Raw genomic sequence first — 19,225 nt, forward strand, 5'->3', positions numbered from 1 at the left:
TCACAAATACGTTTCGTACTCCAATGGAAGGATGACCCTGCGGAATGCAGCCAATTCCTCCCGCTTCATGGCCGCATAGATGCGCCGGTAGTCCTCCCCGAAGGTACGGGCGATGAAGTCGGAGGCGGCGAAGCGGTCCACCGCCACCTCCATATCTGGCGACAGGGGCTCGCCGATCTGCTCGTAGGCATTGCCTTCCAGCGGCGGCGGCGGCTCGATGCCCCGCTCCAACCCGTCCAGCATGCCGGCGAGGATGGCCGCGAGCACGAGGTGGGGGTGAGCCTCCGCCCCGGCGATGCGGTGCTCCAGCCGGCGGGCGTGGCGCGGGCCGTTGGGCACGCGCACCGCCACCAGCCGGTTGTCGAAGCCCCAGCTCGCCGAGGTCGGCGCGTAGCTGCCCGGCACTAGCCGGCGATAGCCGTTGAAGCTCGGCACGAAAATGAGCGTGGCGTCGGCCATGCTGGCCAGCATGCCGCCCGCGGCATGGCGCAGGGCGGTGTCGCCCACCCCGTCCTCGCGGGCGAACAGGTTGCCGCCATGCTCCATCAGGCTGGCATGGACATGCATCCCGTTGCCGGCGAAATCCGCCAGCGGCTTGGCCATGAAGGTGGCCTTCAGCCCATGGCGGCGTGCCACGCCGTCGATCAGCCGGCGCAGCAGCACCGCGTCGTCGGCGGCGCCGAGCGCATCCACCTTGTGGTAGAGATTGACCTCGAACTGGCCGGGCGCCGCCTCCGCGATCACGGTATCGGCGGGCAGGCCCTGCGTGACGCACGCGGCGCGCATGTCGTGCAGGACCTCGGCGTAGGCGTCGAGGTCGGACATGGCGTACATGTTCTGCCGCGCCTGCCCGGTGGCCTGGAACACCGGCTCGGGCGGCGCGCCCGGCACGTCCGACGGCTTCAGCAGGTAGAATTCCAGTTCGAAGGCGACGCAGGGGGTGAGCCCGCGCGCGGCGAAGCGCTCCACCACGGCGGCGAGTTGCTGGCGCGGATCGAGCTTCCACGGCCTGCCGCGGGCCGAGCCGTCGGGCTCGTGCATGGTGATGAGCACCTGCGCGGTGTGGCGCGACGCCCAGGGCACCGGCTTCAGCGTCCCCGGCACCGGCCAGCACAGGCCGTCCTTGTCGCCGGTCTCCATGTGGATCTCGGTGGCGTCCACCTCGCAGCCCCAGACATCGAGGCCGAAGATGGAGAGCGGGATGGCCACGCCGTCCTTCCAGATCTTGCCCAGGGAATGGCCGGGAATCCACTTGCCCCGCAGCACCGCGGAGGTGTCGGGCAGAAGAACCTCCACCACCTCCGGCACGCCGAAGGCTGTCACATAATCCGCCGCCTCGTCCGTGACCCCGAGGGCCGCGGCAGGGTCGGGTCGGCGGCCTGGAACCTGGGCCTGCATGACACTCCATTCAAAAAAGTCGATTTCCTGTTCATCCAAGCGCGAAGCTCGGGAACCTTCAAGCGCGACGATAATTATGCAACTGGAGCGGTACCGGACACATGGCCGGCCGGGCCGCCACATCGGCGCTCGCGGACGAGGAACGTGACGACCACATGACCTGGGCGGGACCAAAGCGGGGTTCACTGTCATCGGCGCGCCGCAAGAATGCGCCGGCCGTTGCCGGTCCTTCCGGCGTGAGGGCATCATGGCGCTGGTGATGCAAGCCGCGCGCGCTCCGGTCGGCGGCGGGCTGCGCCTGCCCGGCCCGACCCTGCTCCTCATCCTCGGATTTGCGGTTCTCGCGTCCATCAGCGCCATGTCCATCACGCTGGTGTACCGGGCGCAGGACGACGCCGACCGCGTGAACCATACCTTGCGCGTGATGAACGCGATCTCGCAGTTTCAGATCATGATCCGGCGGGCGGAAAGCGCCGAGCGCGGCTTCCTCATCACCGGCGGCGAAGGGTTCCTGCGCTTCTACGAGGATTCCAAGGCCCGCGCCCTGCCGACCCTCGACGAGATCGGCACGCTGACGCTGGACAACCCGGTCCAGCAGGCCCGCCTCGCCGAGGCCCGGCCTCTGCTTCAAAGCCGGCTGGAGTCCTTCGAGCGCAGCATCGCCATGCGCAAAAGCGGCGACGTGCAGGGCGCGCAGGCCGACCTGAAATCCGACCGTTCCGAGGGCGCCATGACCCGCCTCGGCACGCTGCTCATAGAGATGAAGGCGGCCGAGGCGCAATTGCTCGAAAGCCGGGACACGGCATCGCGACACACCGCCGGCTGGCTTACCGCCGTGAGCGCCGGCGGCTTCACCGTGGTGCTCGCCCTTGGCGGCCTTGCGCTCTACCTCAACCGGCGCACCATCGCGGCGCTGGAGACGGCGCAGCAGGACCTGGAAGCCGTCAACGCCGGCCTGGAGCAGCGGGTGGCCGAGCGCACCGCCGACCTCAAGGAAGCCAACGACGAGATCCAGAGCTTCGCCTACATCGTCAGCCACGATCTGCGCTCGCCGCTGGTGAACATCATGGGCTTCACCAGCGAGATCGAGGTCATGCGCACCGACCTGTTCGAGCGGCTCGCCCAGCTGCGCGAGAAGGCCGGCGAGGGACCGGAGGCGGACGGGGAGCTTGCTGCCGATTTCGAGGAGGCCCTCGGCTTCATCAAGACCTCCATCACCCGAATGGACCGGCTGATCCACGCCATCCTCGCCCTGTCGCGGGAAGGGCGGAAGGAATTCCTGCCCGTGGACGTGGACGTGGGCGAGCTCGTCGCCAGCATCGCCGGCTCCATGGCCCACCAGATGCAGGAGGCCGGGGCGGAGATCCGGGCGGGACGGCTTCCCGTCATCCACTCCGATCGCCTGGCGCTGGAGCAGATCTTCACCAACCTCCTCGACAACGCGCTGAAATATCGTCGCGAGGGAGTACCCGGGCTGATCGAGGTGAGCGCCGTGGATACCCCCGGCTTCATCACCTTCACGGTCAAGGACAATGGCCGCGGCATCGATCCCAAGGATCGCGGCCGGGTGTTCGAGCTGTTCCGCCGCTCCGGCCGCCAGGACCGGCCGGGCGAAGGCATCGGCCTTGCCCATGTGCGGGCATTGGTGCGCCGCATGGGCGGGCTGATTTCACTGGATTCCACGCTGGGCGAAGGCTCAACCTTCAAGGTTACGCTGCCGCGCCGCCTGCCAACGGACAACGGAAAAAAGACCAATGACTGAACACGTCACCATCGTGATGGTCGAGGACGACGAGGGCCATGCGCGCCTCATCGAGAAGAACATCCGTCGCGCCGGAGTACGCAACGACATCCTCCCCTTCACCGACGGAACCAGCGCGGTGCAGTTCCTGTTCGGCGCGGACGGCACCGGGCGGGAGCATATCGGCCGGGCACTGCTGGTGCTGCTCGACCTGAACCTGCCGGACATGACCGGGGTGGAGATCCTCGCCCGCATCAAGAGCAACGAGCACCTCAGGCGCTCACCCGTGGTGGTGCTGACGACCACCGACGACAAGGTGGAAATCCAGCGCTGCTATGATCTCGGCGCCAATGTCTATGTGACCAAGCCGGTCAACTACGAGAATTTCGCCAACGCCATCCGCCAGCTCGGGCTGTTCTTCTCCGTCATCCAGGTTCCGGAGACAGACTGATGGACGGCTCCGCCCCCGAACCGTCCGCCCCGCTCCAGGACGGCACGTCCGCGCCGCCGGCGCCGCTGCGCGTGCTGTATGTGGACGATGACCCGGCGCTGGGCCGCCTGGTGCAGCGCCAGCTCGGGCGGCTCGGGTTCGAGGTGGTGCTGGCTGGCTCGGGTGAGGCGGGCCTTGCCCTGGTCGCCGCGGAGCGTTTCGACGTGGTGGCCCTGGACCACTACATGCCGGGCCAGGACGGTATCACCACCCTGCGCGCCATCTGCGCCCTCGATCGTCCCCCGCCGGTGGTCTACGTCACCGGCGCCCAGGACGGCCGGCTCGCGGTGGCGGCGTTGAAGGCGGGGGCGGCCGACTATGTGGTCAAGGAAATCCAGGCCGATTTCATCGAGCTGTTGCGTGCCGCCTTCGTGGCGGCGGTGGAGCAGGTGCGCATGCGCCGCGCCCATGAGGCGGCGGAAGCGGAGATCCGCGCCGCCCGCGACCGCTTCGAGGCGCTGGCGGCCGAGCGCGCCCTGCTGCTGCGCGAGATGAACCACCGGGTGGGCAATTCGCTGCAGATCATCGTGTCGCTGCTAAACGTGCAGGCCAGCGCCACCGAGGACGGACGGGTGAAGGAGGCGCTGAACTCCGCCCGCAACCGGGTTTCGGCTGTGGCCCAGGTGCATCGCCGGCTCTACACCTCCGACCAGATCGCCACCGTCGCCCTCGACCAATATATCGGCTCGCTGCTGGACGACCTCCAAGTGTCGGCCCACCGGGACCTTGGCGGCATCACCATCACGCTCGATGCCGATCCCATCCACATCGATCCCGACCGCGCCGTGGCGGTGGGCATCATCGCCACCGAACTGGTGATCAATGCCATGAAATACGCCTATCCCGGCGGCGAGGGAGCCATACGGGTGGCGCTGAAGCGGCAGGGCGAGCGCATCGATTTCGCGGTGGAGGATGACGGGGCGGGCATGGCGGCTGCGAAAGCCGCGGAGACCGGCTCGACCTCGTCCACCGGTCTCGGCACCCGTATCGTGCGGGCCATGTCCACCAAGCTGGGCTGCGAGCCCACCCTGGATGCGCGGGACAAGGGCACCTGCGTGCGGCTCACCTTCCGCCTCGCCGAACGCTCCTGACGGCCCCGCTGGGCGGCGCCGTCAGGCATGATTCAGATGCGCGGAACGATGATCAGCCGTTCCACCGGCTTGCCGCCGAGGAGGTGGGAGGTGACGATCTCGTCAATGTCTTCCGGGGACTTGGGCGTGTACCAGATGCCCTGCGGATAGACGACCATGATGGGGCCGGCCTGGCAGAAGCTGAGACAGCCGGCGGAGGTCATGGCGATGTCGCGACGGCCCGACGCCTCCAGCTTCTTGGCGAGACGGTCCCAAAGGGGCGCCGCGCCATTGGCCCCGCACGAGCCGCGCGGATGCTGCGGCGGCCGCTGGGTGAAGCAGCAGAACACGTGGTGCGTATAAACCTGCGGGATATCGAGAACTTCGCTTTCAGCAGCTTCGGACATGACGGCTCACGGCTCGGTGGGGCTGGTCTGGAGCTATTCAAAATGTGTGCCGGATCTGCCAGATCCTGAAAAGTCTCGTTACACCATTATATTAGTGCGAAGTGCCCCAGCCTCCGGGCGGGTGCGCACGCCGACCAAAGCCGACAAGGGCGGGAAAGCGACACAGGAGAGCGCCGCCCCGCCATAGGTATAGAGATGAGGTCGGCGCATCCTAACTCGTCACCCTCCGGCTTGACCGGAAGGTCCATCTCACCGCTTTGCAAACCCGGCCGCGGTGTCCCGGCCGGGCCATGGGCCGTCCGGTCAAGCCGGACGGCGACGGTGCGCTATCGTCTTAAGGCGCCTTAAGCCGCCTCCTCCTCTCGCGGAATGTCACCGGGCCGCGCGCGCCTCACCGGGCGACCGGGGCTCCGCCCGGCTCCGCTCACCCCGCCCCGCTCACCCCGCGCCGCTCACTTGCCGGTAAAGAGCGAATCCAGCTTGCCCCCGGAGGCGAAATGCTCGGTCTGGAGCTTCTGCCAGCCGCCGAACACGTCCTCCACCTTCACCAGGCGCACCGGCGGGAACTGGGCCTTGAACGCCTCGGCTACCGTGGGGTCCACCACCCGGTGGAAGGCCTTGGCGGCAACGGTCTGGCCGGCCGGGGAATAGAGGAACTCAAGATAGGCCGTGGCCGAGGCGCGGGAGCCGCGCTTGTCCACCACCTTGTCCACCACCGCCACCGGGAATTCGGCCAGCAGGCTCACGGAAGGCACCACCGTCTCCAGCTTGCGGTCGGGATAGAGGCCCTCGATGGTGCGGGTCTCGGCCTCGAAGGTCACCAGCACGTCGCCGGTGTCGCGCTCCACGAAGGTGGTGGTGGCGGCACGGCCGCCGGTGTCGAACACCGGCACGTTGGCAAGCAGCTTCTTGACGAAGGCGTCGGCCTTGGCGGCATCGCCCTTGAACTGCTCCAGCGCAAAGGCATAGGCGGCCAGATAGGTGTAGCGCGCATTGCCCGAGGTCTTCGGGTTGGGGAAGATGACCTTCACGTCGTCCCGCACCAGGTCCGACCAGTCCTTGATGCCCTTGGGATTGCCGGCGCGCACCAGGAAGGCGGGGAAGGAATAATAGGGCGAGGCGTTGTTCGGGAACTTCGCCTGCCAGTCCTTGGCGACGAAGCCGGCCTTGGCCAGGGTGTCCACGTCGATCACCTGGTTGAAGGTGACCACGTCCGCCTCCAGTCCCTCGAGGATGGCGCGGGCCTGGCGCGAGGAGCCGGCATGGCTCTGGTTCACGGTCAGCTCCTGGCCGGTCTTGCCCTTCCAAAACGGGATGAACTCGGCGTTCACCGCGGTGAACAGCTCGCGGGAGATGTCGTACGAGACATTGAGCAGCGTGTTCGGCCCCTGTGGCGCCGGGCCCTGCTGGGCAAAGGCCGGCAGGGTGCCGAGGGGCGCCGCGGCGGCGCCGGCGAGCGCGAGAGCAAGAACGGCGCGGCGGCTGATCATCAGGCTTCTCCATCCACATTTCACAATCGGTGAAATGTACAATTCACATGACGCATGCATAGCATGTGAAATTGGGGATGTGAACCGCCGTTGCGGCAGGTCCATCCCCTGTGGATCGAGAAAGGGCGGCACCCACCGGCGCCGCCCCTCGCCCGTCACAGGCCGAGCTGCGCCATGCCGGCCTCAGGATAGCGCGTGCCTGCCACCGCGTCCGGAGCGAACAGGGCGTCGAGGCTGGCGATCTCCTGCGGCGTCAGGCGGATGACGGTCGCCGCCGCGTTCTCCTGCAGGTACTTGATGCGCCGGGTGCCGGGGATGGGGACCACATGCTCCTGCTTGTTCAGGATCCAGGCCAGAGCGATCTGGGCGCTGGTGGCGCCCTTGGTCTCCGCGAAGTCCTTCAACGCTTCGGTGAGCTTGAGGTTCTGCGCCAGCGCCGCCCCTGAGAAGCGAGGATTGGCGCGACGGAAATCATCCGGCGCGAGGCTGTCGGGGCTGGTCACCGCACCGGTGAGGAAGGAGCGCCCGAGCGGGCTGTAGGCAACGAAGGCGATGCCCAGCTCGCGGCAGGCGTCCAGCATCCCGGCCTCCGGATCCCGGCTCCACAGCGAATATTCGATCTGCACCGCGCTGATGGGATGCACCTTGTGGGCGCGCCGCAGCGTCTCCACCGAGCATTCCGACAGGCCGAGGAAGCGCACCTTGCCCGCCTCCACCAGCCCCTTCATGGCGCCCACGGTGTCCTCGATGGGCGTTTTGGGGTCCACGCGGTGCTGGTAATAAAGGTCGATGGTGTCGATGCCGAGACGCCCGAGGCTGGCGTCGCAGGCGGTGCGCACATAGTCCGGCGTGCCGCAAACGCCCAGGCGCTCGCCGTTTGGCCCGCGCACATTGCCGAACTTGGTGGCGAGGATCACCTGATCGCGCCGGCCCTTTAGGAAGCGCCCGAGCAGCCGCTCATTGTGGCCGACGCCGTACATGTCAGCGGTATCGAAGAAATTCATGCCCAGATCGAGGGCCGCTGCTAGGGTTGCGAGCGACTGCTCGTCATCGCTGGGGCCGTAGAATTCGGACATGCCCATGCAGCCGAGGCCGATGGCGGACACGGAAAGACCCGAGCGACCGAGAGGACGGTGGTCCATGGGGGACCTCATGACTATGAGAGGAATAGCAGGCGGCGCGACAGGCGCTGGCCGTTTATGTAAACTATACCGTACCGTTTACTTTTGTCAATGACCCGTCCCCCCGTTCCGCCCATGCCTTCTCCCGTGCCTGCCGCCGACACGCCCCCCACGGGTGCGACCAAGCCCCGCCGCGACACTCGCGGCACCACCGCCCGCATCCGCGCGGCGGCCCGCCGCCTGTTCCTGGAGAAGGGGTATGAGGGCACCTCCATGGACGCGGTGGCCGCCGCCGCGCCGGTGTCCAAGCGCACGCTCTACCAGCACTTTCCCGGCAAGGCCGAGCTGTTCGAGGCGGTGATCGACGAGGCGTGGTCCCATTTCACCCGCGCGCCCCTCATTCCCACCGAAGCAACCGGAGACCCGCGCGGCGTGCTGCGCGCCTATGTGGCGCGGTTGACCGAACACTGGGCGCGGCCCGACGTGATCCCGCTGCTGCGCCTCGTCATCGCCGAGGCGCCCCGCTTTCCTGAGCTGTCCAAGGCCTATTTCGCGGCGGGCAAGGAGCCGGCGGTGAAGGGGCTTTCAGCCTATCTCGCCAGCCTCGCCGCCGAGGGCCGGCTGCCGGCAGGGCGCGATCCGCAGCTCATGGCGGCGCAGTTTCTCGGCGCCATCAAGGAGCCCCTGTTCTGGCCGCGCGTGCTCGGGGTGCCGGTGGCGTTCGATGCGACGGAAGCGGTGGAGCGGGCCATAGACGGGGTGCTGGAGCCGGTTTAGGCACCGAAATACCGCGCCGACAGCCCTTCCCTTGCCCCTTCAGGCTCCGGCTGCTAAGAGCCGCGCCATCCGCGGACACTGCGGCATCCCATCCCACCAGCAACAGACAGGACGGTCCCCCATGGCGATCGAGCGCACCTTCTCGATCATCAAGCCCGACGCCACGCGTCGGAACCTCACCGGCGCCGTGAATGCCGTCATCGAGACGGCCGGCCTGCGGATCGTCGCCCAGAAGCGCATCCTGATGACCAAGGCCCAGGCCGAGACCTTCTACGCCGTGCACAGCGCGCGTCCCTTCTTCGGCGACCTCGTGTCCTTCATGACCTCCGGCCCGGTGGTGGTGCAGGTCCTCGAAGCCGAGAACGCCGTCGCCAAGTATCGCGAAGTGATGGGCGCCACCAACCCGGCCAATGCGGCCGAGGGCACCATCCGCAAGCTGTTCGCCGAGTCCATCGAGGCCAATTCCGCCCACGGTTCCGACAGCGTCGAGAACGCCGCGGTGGAAATCGCCCAGTTCTTCTCCGGCAACGAAATCGTCGGCTGAGCGGGGAAATCCCGGCGATGCACCCGCATCTCCGGGCCCTCGCTTGCGGCGGTAACAGGCTCGGATGCCGCAGCGCGCCAACGAATGATGCGCTGCGTCATCCGGTTTTACTTGAGACCGGACCTAAGGGCAGGTTAGCGTAGCGTCAAAATCCATAATACGGCGCACAAGACGCAGGATACCACCCGCAGAAAGCGGGGGACCAAAGGCCCGGGGTGGGTAATATGTCGCTCGATTCACCAGTGCTGTGGCTCGCGCTGCTGCAGATCATATGGATCAACGTCCTGTTGTCGGGCGACAATGCGGTGGTGATCGCGCTGGCCTGCCGGTCGCTGCCGGAAAAGGCGCGGCGCATGGGCGTCGTGCTCGGCTCCGGCATCGCGGTGGTGCTGCGCATCCTTTTCACCGGCATCGTGGCGACGCTTTTGGCGCTGCCGTGGCTGAAGCTGGTCGGCTCCCTCGCCCTCATGTGGATCGCCGTGGACCTCGCAGCCCCCAACGAAGGCGGCGATGAAGCCGTTGAGGCCAGCGACAGCCTGTGGAAAGCAGTGGGCACGGTGGTGGTGGCCGACGTGGTCATGAGCCTCGACAATGTGGTGGCGGTGGCCGCCATCGCCGACGGCAACTGGCTGCTCCTCACCTTCGGGCTTGCCATCTCCATCCCGCTCATCATCGCCGGCTCCTCGCTGGTAATGGCGCTCATCAACCGCTTCCCCCTCCTCGTCTGGGCTGGAGCGGCGCTGCTCGGCTGGGTGGCGGGCGACATGCTTCTGGGCGACGTGGCGGTGATCGAGCGGCTCGGCGCCGAGACCACGGAGCATCTTCACCGCATCGTAGCTGCGGCGGGAGCTGTGGTCGTGGTCGCCATCGCGTTCGGACTTCACCGGTGGAAAGCGGCCCACGGACACACCGACGCCGCAGCCTGAAACGACCATAGGAAAGCGGGGGCCTGCTCGGCCCCTTTTTCTTGACCCCACAATGACGTAACGTCATCGAAAGGTTCGCCTCGACTTCCGCTTGGGAATGAGACACGCACACCTGTTGCGGGCGCGTGGTGGTCCAGCGCGCTGCATGGAGTGAACGATGGATTTTACCGCCCCCACATTCTGGGTCTCGCTGCTGCAAATCATCTGGATCGATCTCTTGCTGTCCGGCGACAATGCGGTCGTCATCGCGCTGGCCTGCCGGTCGCTGCCGCCCAGTCAGCGCAAATGGGGCATCCTGCTCGGCGCCGGTGCGGCCGTGGGGCTGCGCATCCTGTTCGCCCTCGCCGTCTCCGCGCTGCTCGGCATACCCTTCCTGAAGGTGGCAGGCGGCCTGCTGCTGTTCTGGATCGCCATCAAGCTGGTCACCGACAATGACGGCGACGGCCACGAGGTGGCGGCGTCCGACAGCCTGTGGAAGGCGGTGCGCACCATCGCCATCGCCGATGCGGTCATGAGCCTCGACAATGTGGTGGCCATCGCCGCCGCCGCGCGCGGCCACTGGGAACTGTTCGTGTTCGGGCTGCTGCTGACCATCCCGCTCATCGTCTTCGGATCGCAGCTGCTGCTGCGGCTTTTGACCCGCTTCCCCATCCTGATCTGGGCCGGCGCGGCGCTGCTGGGCTGGATCGCCGGCGAGATGCTGGTGGGCGACGTGATGTCCCTCAACGCCCTCCAGCACCTGGACCCGTCGCTGGTGAAGATGGACGACCACGGCATGCACCCGGCCCCGCTGCCCCACTATGTGGCAAGCGTCATCGGGGCCGCCATCGTGCTGGGCGCCGGCTATGTGCTGCGCAACCGGGCGCGGGCCATCGCCCAGGCCGGGCACGGCGCCTGAGCCGAGCCGGCGGGAAAAGAGGGGGCGACGGCGACCGTCTCCCCCTTTATCCTGAGGGCATGAACGTGCATGCCCCGAACACGTCGCCGCAGGCCTCCGTTACGGCTGCCCGCCCGGTCCAGACGCGCGCCTCCGTGTGCCCCCACGACTGCCCCTCCACCTGCTCCCTGGAGGTGGACGTGATGCCCGACGGCCGCATCGGCCGCGTGCGCGGGGCCAAGGCCCAGACCTACACCGCCGGCGTCATCTGCGCGAAGGTGGCCCGTTATGCGGAGCGGGCGAACCATCCCGAGCGCCTCACCCATCCTTTGATGCGCAGCGGCCCCAAGGGCTCCGGCCAGTTCACCCGCATCTCATGGGACGAGGCCCTCGACCGCATCGCAGCAGGGCTGCTGGAGGCCGAGCGCACCCACGGCGCCCAATCGGTCTGGCCTTATTATTATGCCGGCACCATGGGCCTGGTGATGCGCGACGGCATCAATCGGCTGACCCATGCCAAGGGCTATTCCCGCTTCTTCGCCACCATCTGCGTGAACCCGGCCTGGAGCGGCTACATGGCGGGGGCCGGGCGCATCTCCGGCGCCGACCCGCGCGAGATGGCGGCCTCCGACCTCATCACCCTGTGGGGCACCAACGCGGTCTCGACCCAGGTCAATGTGATGACCCACACCATGCGCGCCCGCAAGGAGCGCGGGGCGAAGCTTGCGGTGGTGGATGTCTATCGCACCCCCACCATGGAGCAGGCGGACCTTCCCCTCCTCATCCGCCCCGGCACCGACGGGGCGCTCGCCTGCGCCGTGATGCACGTGCTGTTCCGCGACGGCCACGCCGACCGCGCCTATCTCGACCGCTACGCCCGCGACACCGAGGCGCTGGAAGAGCACCTGAAAACCCGCACGCCGGAATGGGCCGCCGCCATCTGCGGGCTCTCGGTGGACGAGATCGAGACCTACGCGCGCCTCGTGGGCACCACGCCCCGCGCCTTCTTCCGCATCGGCTACGGCTTCTCCCGCTCCCGCAACGGGGCGGTGAACATGCATGCCGTGGCCTCCATCCCGGTGGTGGCGGGCAGTTGGCAACATGAGGGCGGCGGAGCGCTGCATTCGCTGTCAGGCACCTATGGCTGGCGCAAGAAGATGATCGAGGGGCTGGACAGGCTGGATCCGAGGACCCGCCAGCTCGACCAGTCCCGCATCGGCCCCATCCTGATGGGGGAGGAAGACGCACTGGCTGGCGGGCCGCCAGTGAAGGCGCTGTTCATCCAGAACACCAATCCGGTGGCCATCGCCCCGGAGCAGGAGAAGGTCCGGGCCGGATTCCTGCGCGAGGACCTGTTCGTGGCCGTGCACGAGCAGTTCATGACCGACACGGCGCTCCTCGCCGACATCGTGCTCCCCGCCACCATGTTCACCGAGCATGACGACCTCTACCAGGCCGGCGGGCACCCCCACATCCAGCTCGGTCCGAAGCTGGTGGAGCCGCCGGGCGAGTGCCGCTCCAACCATGAGGTGATCGCCGCCCTGGCCGAGCGCCTGGGCGCGGAGCACCCCGGCTTTGCCATGAGTCCGCGCGACCTTATCGACTGGACCCTGCGCGAGAGCGGCCGCGCGCCCGTCAATGAGCTGGAGAAGGCGCGCTTCATAGAGGTGGCGCAGAGCTTCGAGGACGCGCATTTCCTCAATGGCTTCGGCCATCGCGACAAGCGCTTCCACTTCGCCGTGGACTGGGCCAACCTCGGCTTTCCGGCCCCGGCCAAGTTCGGCCCGGTGGCGGACATGCCGTCTTTGCCCGACCACTGGGCGGTGATCGAGGAAGCGACGCCCGAGCACCCGTTCCGCCTGGTGACCGCGCCGGCGCGCAACTTCCTCAATTCCTCCTTCACCGAGACCCCCACCTCCGCGGCACGGGAGGGCGAGCCCTCGCTGCTGATCCATCCGGAGGATGCGGCGGCTCTGAAGGTGGCCGAGGGCGACCTCGTGGCGGTGGAGAACCCGCGCGGGCGAGTGGTGCTGAAGGCGCGCCTGTTCGACGGCGTGCTGCGGGGCGTGGTGGTGTCGGAGCAGATCCAGCCGGCACGGGCCCATCGCGAGGGCCGCGGCATAAACACCCTGACCGGCGCCGATCCGGTGGCCCCGGTGGGCGGCGCCGCATTCCACGACAACCGCGTGCGGCTGGAGAAGCTGGCGGATTGACCTTGGACCGATCCTCTCTGCTCGCGGAGAGGGGGCGTCTCACACCGCCGGCACCACCAGCGGTTTCAGCCCGCCCTTGGCGCCCGCGATCGCCACCCGCTCGTCTTCGACCGTCAACCGGCCGGCGGCGAGGAGTTCCAGGCCCTTGGGATAGATGATGTGCTCTTGTTCCAGCACCCGGTCGGCGAGCACGTCCGGCGTGTCGCCGGGCTCGATGGGCACCACGGCCTGCAGGATGATCGGCCCCTCGTCCATCTCCGCCCGCACGAAATGCACGGTGCAGCCATGCACCCGCACCCCGGCCTCAAGCGCCCGTTCGTGGGTGTGCAGGCCCTTGAAGCTCGGCAGCAGCGAGGGATGCACGTTGATCATGCGGTTGCGCCAACGCTCCACCAGCCAGGGGGTGAGCAGGCGCATGAAGCCGGCGAGACAGACGATCTCGATGCCCTCCGCCTTCAGGTGCGCATCCAGCGCCGCGTCGAAGGCGAGGCGATCGGAATAGCCCTTGTGGGAGAGCACCAGGGTGGGGATGCCATGATCCTTGGCGAAATCCAGCCCCGCCGCATCGGCGCGGTTGGAGAGCACCAGGGCGATCTCGGCCGGAAAGTCTTCCTGTTCGGCCGCGCGCACCAGCGCCGCCATATTGGAGCCCCGGCCCGAAATGAGGACGGCGGTGCGGCGCGGCGCCTCACTCGACCCAGCGCTCACGACGCGAATCCGAAATCAGTAGTGCCTTCATAGGCCACATGGGCCGGCCCCTCACCGGGCTCGATGACGCCGAGGCGGATGACGCACTCTCCGGCATCGGCGAAGGCATCGGCCACGGTCTCCTCGTCCTCGGCCGGCACCACCACGGCCATGCCGACGCCGCAGTTGAAGGCGCGCAGCATCTCCTCCGGCGCCACGGCGCCCACGGTGGCGAGCCAGCGGAACACCGGCGGCACCATGAGATTGGTGAGGTCGATGCGGGCCAGCGTGCCCTTGGGCAGCACCCGCGGCAAATTCTCGGTGATGCCGCCGCCGGTGATGTGGGCCAGCGCCTTCACCGAGCCGGTGGAGCGGATCACCGACAGCACGCTCTTCACATAGAGCCGGGTCGGGGTGAGAAGGGCCGCGCCCAGCGTATGGCCCGCCTCGAACGGTGCGGCGTCGGACCAGGCCAGGCCCGAACGCTCGACCACGCGGCGCACCAGCGAATAGCCGTTGGAATGCACCCCGGCGGAGGCAAGGCCGAGGATCACGTCACCCGGCGCCACATCCTTGCGGGGCAGCAGCTCCCCGCGTTCCACCGCGCCGAGGGAGAAGCCGGCGAGATCGTAGTCGCCGTCCTTGTACATGCCCGGCATTTCGGCGGTCTCCCCGCCGATGAGGGCGCAGCCGGCCTCCTTGCAGGCGCGGGCGATGCCGGCGACGATATGGGCCCCCACCTCCGGCGCCAGCCGGCCAGTGGCGAAATAGTCAAGAAACAGCAGCGGCTCCGCGCCCTGCACCACCAGGTCGTTCACGCACATGGCGACAAGGTCGATGCCGATGGTGTCGTGCACGCCGGTGTCGATGGCGATCTTGAGCTTGGTGCCCACCCCGTCCGTGGTGGCGATGAGGAGCGGGTCGGCGAAGCCGGCCGCCTTCAGGTCGAACACCCCGCCGAATCCGCCGATGTCCGCGTCGGCGCCGGGGCGCGCGGTGGCCTTCACCAGCGGCTTGATGAGATCGACCAGGCGGTTGCCCGCGTCGATGTCCACGCCCGCGTCGCGGTAGGAAAGTCCGTCCTGAGCCATGAAGTCCTCGTATCTGGCGCGGGGCTTAGCTTTGAATGCGGGGCAAAGCAAGGCAGGGCGCGCAACCGGGCCATGCGCGCCCGGTTTATCCGCCCTGTTCACGGCCCCGGCCGGCAGGCCTTCACCATGTCCGCCACCGCCGCTACATCCTTGCGGGACGGGAGGGTGCGGCGCCAGACCAGGCCGATGGTGCGCGCCGGCACAGGATCGGGGAAGGGCAGCAGGCGCACCCCCGCCAGGCGCCCGCCCTCGGCGCGCACGAACAGGTCCGGCAGCAGGGTGATGCCCTGCCCGTTCGCCACCAGTTGCGCCAGGGTGGCGAGGCTGGAGGCGCCGAAGCGGCGCAATTGCCGGGCATCCACCTTGCGGCAGACGTTGAGCGCCTGGTCGCGCAGGCAGTGCCCATCCTCCAGCAGCAGCAGGTCGCCGGCGAGGATGCTGTCGGGCGACGCCTGCGGCCCGGGGAAGTCCGTCGATGCCTCCGGCACCGCGAGGACAAAACGGTCCTCGAACAGGGCCATGGCTTCCAGCGCCGGGTGCTCGACCGGCAGGCTCAGGATGACGAGGTCGAGGTCCCCCTGGACGAGGTCCGCCACCAGATGCTCGGTCTGGCTCTCCCGCAGCGCGATTTCCAGCCCCGGATGGCTCCGCGCCATCTCCGGCAGCAGCCGCGGCAACAGATAGGGCGCGATGGAGGCGATGACACCGAGGCGCAGCCGCCCCTCCAGCAGCCGGCCGCTGTCGCGGATGGTGCGCTCCATGTCGGCCAGCGCCGCGAGCACGCCCCGGGCCCGGCCGGCCGCCTCCTCCCCCACCGGGGTGAGCCGCACGCCACCGCGACCGCGCTCCAGAAGGCGCACGCCCAGCATCTCCTCCATCTCGCGGATCTGCATGGACAAGGCCGGCTGGGTGACCGCGCAGTCTTCCGCCGCCCGGCCGAAATGCCGATGGCGGGCCAGGGCCTCGAAATAGCGCAGCTGACGGATGGAGAGCATGCGATCAAATTATCTTATCAAATCTTGAAGGCAATCTGATTTGTAGTCAGTCCCGGAGACGCCCATCCTGCGCTCGTGATTTTCGCCCTCCGGGCCTTTTCAGGGAGCCCATTCATGACGCGACCCACACTCACCACCACGGCCGGCAACCCCATCGCCGACAATCAGAATTCGCTGACCGCCGGCGAGCGCGGCCCAGTGCTGATGCAGGACTACCAGCTGCTCGAGAAGCTGGCGCACCAGAACCGCGAGCGCATCCCCGAGCGCGTGGTGCATGCCAAGGGCTGGGGCGCTCACGGCACCCTCACCATCACCGGCGACATCTCGAAATACACCAAGGCGGCGGCGCTCCAGCCCGGCGCGCAGACCCCCATGATCGCCCGCTTCTCCACCGTGGCCGGTGAGCTGGGCGCGGCGGATGCCGAGCGCGACGTGCGCGGCTTCGCCCTCAAATTCTATACGCCGGAAGGCAACTGGGACCTCGTAGGCAACAACACTCCGGTGTTTTTCGTCCGCGACCCCTACAAGTTCCCGGACTTCATCCACACCCAGAAGCGCCACCCCAAGACCAACCTGCGCTCGCCCACCGCCATGTGGGACTTCTGGTCCCTGTCACCGGAGAGCCTGCACCAAGTGACCATCCTGTTCTCCGACCGCGGCCTGCCCGTGGGCGTGCGGAACATGAACGGCTACGGCTCGCACACCTATTCCTTCATCAACGCGGCCGGCGAGCGGTTCTGGGTGAAGTTCCACTTCAAGACGCTTCAGGGCCATGAGCACTGGACCAATGCGGAGGCCACGCAGGTGGTGGGCCGCACCCGCGAATCCACGCAGGAAGACCTGTTCGGCGCCATCGAAGCCGGCAACTTCCCCAAGTGGAAGGTGCAGGTCCAGATCATGCCGGAACTGGATGCGGAGAAGACCTCCTACAATCCGTTCGACCTCACCAAGGTGTGGCCCCACGGCGAGTATCCGCCCATCGACATCGGCGTGATGGAGCTGAACCGCAATCCGGAGAATTATTTCGCGGAGATCGAGCAGGCGGCGTTCTCACCGTCCAACATCGTGCCCGGCATCTCGTTCTCGCCGGACAAGATGCTGCAGGCCCGCATCTTCTCCTATGCGGATGCGCACCGCCACCGCATCGGCACCCATTACGAGCACCTGCCGGTGAACGCCCCCAAGTGCCCCGTCCATCACTATCACAAGGACGGCGCCATGCGCTTCTTCCCGCAGGTGACGGGCAGCACCGATGCCTATTACGAGCCCAACTCGTTCGGCGGCGCGAAGGAAGACGCCAAATATGCCGAGCCTCCGCTGAAGATCTCGGGCGATGCGGAACGCTACAACCACCGCATCGGCAATGACGACTTCTCCCAGCCGCGGGCGCTGTTCGAGCTGTTCGATGCCGGCCAGCGGGCGCGCCTTTACTCCAACCTCGCGGCGGGCATGTACGGCATCCCGCAGGAGATCGCGGACCGGCAGATCGCGCTGTTCACGCAGGTCCACCCGGAATACGGGGCGGGGGTGCGCGCGGCGCTGGAGCAGGAAACCCGCCAGAAGGCGGCGGAGACCGCCCAGCAGCAGAAGAATCCGTCGGGTCCCGTCGCCGCCGAGTGAACGGCCGGGAAGATGCGGGGGATGCCGGGCGGTTCGCCGCCCGGCGTCCGGAAAGGGGATGGGCTCCGGCCCATCCCCTTTTTGATTCGCGGAGTTCTTGTGTTCGCTCAAGCGCCGCGCGGGCTGGACGTTGCCTTCGCTCAGGCGCCGCGCGGGCTCCTTGCGTTTACGCTCAGGCGCCCGCGCGGGCTTGGGAAGCTCAGTCCTCCAGCACCTTCAGCTTGAACAGCAGGCCGGCCAGATAAGCGCCCACCAGCGGCACCACGATGAACAGCCAGAGCTGGCTGATGGCCTTACCGCCGGCGAACAGGGCCGGTCCGATGGAGCGGGCCGGGTTCACCGACACGCCGGTGACCGGGATGAACACGATGTGGATCATCACCAGCGACAGGCCGATGGCGAGGCCCGCCGCCTGGGTGATGCCGGCCTTGGAGGTAGAGCCGAGGATCACCACCAGGAACACGAAGGTGCCCACCAGCTCCGCCACGATGGCCGCGCCGAGCCCGTAGCCGCCGATATAGCCCTCGCCCCAGCCGTTCTGGCCAAGGCCCGAGGTCGCCACATCGAAGCCGGCAAGCTTGCCCGAGGCAATGACGAAGAGAATGGCCGCGCCGGCGATGCCGCCCAGCACCTGGGCGATGATGTACATGGGCACCTCAGAGGTGGGCAGGCGCCCTGCCGCCCAGACGCCGATGGTGACCGCCGGATTGATGTGGCAGCCCGACACGTGGCCGATGCCATAGGCCATGGAGGTGACCGCAAGGCCGAAGGCGAACGCGATGGCGAGCATGCCGATGGGCGCCGAGCCGTAGCCCGTCAGCACCGCAGACCCACACCCGAACAGCACCAGCACCGCAGTGCCGATGAACTCGGCCACATACTTGTTCATGCCAACCCCTCCCCGAACGGCGCACCGGCCGGCCCGGAATTCCAGGCATGGCCCGCGTGCGCGCTCTCCCAAGTTTGGAACCGGATTCACCCATCGGGCTCATGGGGCCCTGATCGGATCCGGCTCCGGTGCGCAAGATCCCATCAGGCCGGCGCCCCCGCCCAGCGAAATCCCCATCAGGGTAAAGATCAAGCCCACAACCCCAAAGCACGCGATCTCTCCACCACATCTTTCCGCGCGCGCGCGACGCGGGCTCCGGGGCCTGCTCGCGGAAAGATGAACAAATCCTGACCAAGCAGATGCACCCGGTTCAGGTCGCCGAGCGTATGACACAGGCATACATCCTCCGTTGGGGGGACGACCGGGGGTTCCGGCTGTCCTATGCCCGGCGCAGCGACACACCAAGCTCCGGAGCGCCACTGGGCGAAACGGGGGGCGGTTCAGGTGAAGGGAACACGGCAAGCCAGATCGTCGAGGCCAGATCTTCCAGCTCTGGTCTTTCCGGTCGGTGAAGCGGCCTTCCCACAGGAACTTGTTCGAGAGAAAGCCATGAAACGGTCTTCCATCATCGCCATGGTCGGCGCCACGCTCGTCGCAGCGAGCCTGTTCGGCGGCGACCTCGTGCGGGCGTTCCCGACCAGCGGCCCGGATGCCGCGGTTGCTACCAGCGGCGCGCCCTACCGGTGGCAGGGCTACTGGAGCACCCCGGCCGCCGAAGCTGCGGGCGCCGGTAGCCTCTGCCCCTTCCGCAAGACCCTGTCGGTCTCGTGGGAAGGCCCCCGGCTGAAATGGCAGCGCTCCTGTGGCGCGCCGGCCTGAGCAGGCGGGCGGCGGCCCTTCCATCCCGATCCGTCCAGGGGATCGGGATCGGGCTGGGGCCGGCGCCCAC

At 67.8% G+C, this 19,225-nt stretch carries 18 protein-coding genes; 10 read left to right on the forward strand and 8 right to left on the reverse strand.

What is annotated here, in order from left to right:
- Complete coding sequence (locus tag V5F66_RS16240) at positions 1-1,398, reverse strand: glutamine synthetase family protein (protein WP_394052428.1); 1,398 nt, start codon at positions 1,396-1,398, stop codon at positions 1-3.
- A gap of 247 nt (positions 1,399-1,645) precedes the next feature.
- Here V5F66_RS16240 and V5F66_RS16245 point away from each other — a divergent pair, with 247 nt between their 5' ends.
- From V5F66_RS16245 to V5F66_RS16255, 3 genes are read left to right on the forward strand one after another with little or no spacing between them, the layout of a single operon-like run.
- On the forward strand, positions 1,646-3,160 hold the full coding sequence (locus tag V5F66_RS16245) for a sensor histidine kinase (RefSeq protein ID WP_393999496.1): 1,515 nt from the start codon (positions 1,646-1,648) through the stop codon (positions 3,158-3,160).
- Positions 3,153-3,590 (forward strand): response regulator, encoded by a 438-nt coding sequence (locus tag V5F66_RS16250; RefSeq protein ID WP_012114354.1) that lies wholly within the window; start codon positions 3,153-3,155, stop codon positions 3,588-3,590. The genes V5F66_RS16245 and V5F66_RS16250 overlap by 8 nt, the downstream gene beginning before the upstream one ends.
- Positions 3,590-4,720, forward strand: coding sequence for a histidine kinase dimerization/phosphoacceptor domain -containing protein (locus V5F66_RS16255; protein ID WP_012114353.1), 1,131 nt, complete (start codon positions 3,590-3,592; stop codon positions 4,718-4,720). The genes V5F66_RS16250 and V5F66_RS16255 overlap by 1 nt, the downstream gene beginning before the upstream one ends.
- A 32-nt stretch (positions 4,721-4,752) precedes the next feature.
- Here the strand turns inward: V5F66_RS16255 and V5F66_RS16260 are convergent, their stop codons facing one another.
- The 3 genes from V5F66_RS16260 to V5F66_RS16270 form a co-directional block, all read right to left on the reverse strand.
- The gene (locus V5F66_RS16260; protein WP_012114352.1) at positions 4,753-5,106 is read right to left on the reverse strand and encodes a (2Fe-2S) ferredoxin domain-containing protein; all 354 of its coding nucleotides are present in this window, start codon (positions 5,104-5,106) and stop codon (positions 4,753-4,755) included.
- A 452-nt stretch (positions 5,107-5,558) separates the two neighbouring features.
- Complete coding sequence (locus V5F66_RS16265) at positions 5,559-6,596, reverse strand: sulfate ABC transporter substrate-binding protein (RefSeq protein ID WP_393999494.1); 1,038 nt, start codon at positions 6,594-6,596, stop codon at positions 5,559-5,561.
- A 155-nt stretch (positions 6,597-6,751) separates the two neighbouring features.
- A complete protein-coding gene (locus V5F66_RS16270; RefSeq protein WP_012114350.1) occupies positions 6,752-7,738 on the reverse strand; it encodes an aldo/keto reductase in 987 nt (328 codons plus the stop codon).
- A gap of 114 nt (positions 7,739-7,852) precedes the next feature.
- Here V5F66_RS16270 and V5F66_RS16275 point away from each other — a divergent pair, with 114 nt between their 5' ends.
- The 5 genes from V5F66_RS16275 (at position 7,853) to V5F66_RS16295 (ending at position 13,054) form a co-directional block, all read left to right on the forward strand.
- On the forward strand, positions 7,853-8,494 hold the full coding sequence (locus V5F66_RS16275; protein ID WP_198139248.1) for a TetR/AcrR family transcriptional regulator: 642 nt from the start codon (positions 7,853-7,855) through the stop codon (positions 8,492-8,494).
- Positions 8,495-8,615: 121 nt separating this feature from the next.
- The gene (gene ndk / locus V5F66_RS16280) at positions 8,616-9,038 is read left to right on the forward strand and encodes a nucleoside-diphosphate kinase (protein ID WP_393999491.1); all 423 of its coding nucleotides are present in this window, start codon (positions 8,616-8,618) and stop codon (positions 9,036-9,038) included.
- A gap of 224 nt (positions 9,039-9,262) precedes the next feature.
- Complete coding sequence (locus V5F66_RS16285; protein ID WP_393999490.1) at positions 9,263-9,964, forward strand: TerC family protein; 702 nt, start codon at positions 9,263-9,265, stop codon at positions 9,962-9,964.
- A 157-nt stretch (positions 9,965-10,121) separates the two neighbouring features.
- Entirely contained in the window at positions 10,122-10,862 is a 741-nt protein-coding gene (locus V5F66_RS16290) for a TerC family protein (RefSeq protein ID WP_394094258.1), read from the forward strand.
- A 59-nt stretch (positions 10,863-10,921) separates the two neighbouring features.
- Positions 10,922-13,054 carry a molybdopterin-containing oxidoreductase family protein gene (locus V5F66_RS16295; RefSeq protein ID WP_394094259.1) on the forward strand — a complete coding sequence of 711 codons (2,133 nt, stop codon included), beginning with the start codon at positions 10,922-10,924 and terminating at the stop codon, positions 13,052-13,054.
- A 39-nt stretch (positions 13,055-13,093) separates the two neighbouring features.
- Here V5F66_RS16295 and purN read toward each other — a convergent pair whose 3' ends face one another.
- The 3 genes from purN to V5F66_RS16310 form a co-directional block, all read right to left on the reverse strand.
- Positions 13,094-13,762, reverse strand: a complete 669-nt coding sequence (gene purN / locus V5F66_RS16300) for a phosphoribosylglycinamide formyltransferase (RefSeq protein WP_012114344.1) — start codon at positions 13,760-13,762, stop codon at positions 13,094-13,096.
- Positions 13,759-14,832: a phosphoribosylformylglycinamidine cyclo-ligase gene (purM, locus tag V5F66_RS16305; protein ID WP_394094260.1), complete on the reverse strand. Its 1,074-nt coding sequence runs from the start codon at positions 14,830-14,832 to the stop codon at positions 13,759-13,761. The genes purN and purM overlap by 4 nt, the downstream gene beginning before the upstream one ends.
- 98 nt (positions 14,833-14,930) lie before the next feature.
- Entirely contained in the window at positions 14,931-15,827 is an 897-nt protein-coding gene (locus tag V5F66_RS16310; RefSeq protein ID WP_394094261.1) for a hydrogen peroxide-inducible genes activator, read from the reverse strand.
- 114 nt (positions 15,828-15,941) lie between these two features.
- On the opposite strand from V5F66_RS16310, the gene V5F66_RS16315 reads away from it, so the two are divergent.
- Positions 15,942-17,447, forward strand: coding sequence for a catalase (locus tag V5F66_RS16315; protein ID WP_393999484.1), 1,506 nt, complete (start codon positions 15,942-15,944; stop codon positions 17,445-17,447).
- Between the two features lie 199 nt (positions 17,448-17,646).
- Here the strand turns inward: V5F66_RS16315 and aqpZ are convergent, their stop codons facing one another.
- On the reverse strand, positions 17,647-18,336 hold the full coding sequence (gene aqpZ / locus V5F66_RS16320; protein WP_393999483.1) for an aquaporin Z: 690 nt from the start codon (positions 18,334-18,336) through the stop codon (positions 17,647-17,649).
- Between the two features lie 549 nt (positions 18,337-18,885).
- On the opposite strand from aqpZ, the gene V5F66_RS16325 reads away from it, so the two are divergent.
- Positions 18,886-19,155, forward strand: a complete 270-nt coding sequence (locus tag V5F66_RS16325) for a hypothetical protein (protein ID WP_041575466.1) — start codon at positions 18,886-18,888, stop codon at positions 19,153-19,155.
- Positions 19,156-19,225 lie beyond the last annotated feature (70 nt).

This window comes from Xanthobacter versatilis, from assembly GCF_043193975.1.
GTDB lineage: Bacteria > Pseudomonadota > Alphaproteobacteria > Rhizobiales > Xanthobacteraceae > Xanthobacter > Xanthobacter autotrophicus_E.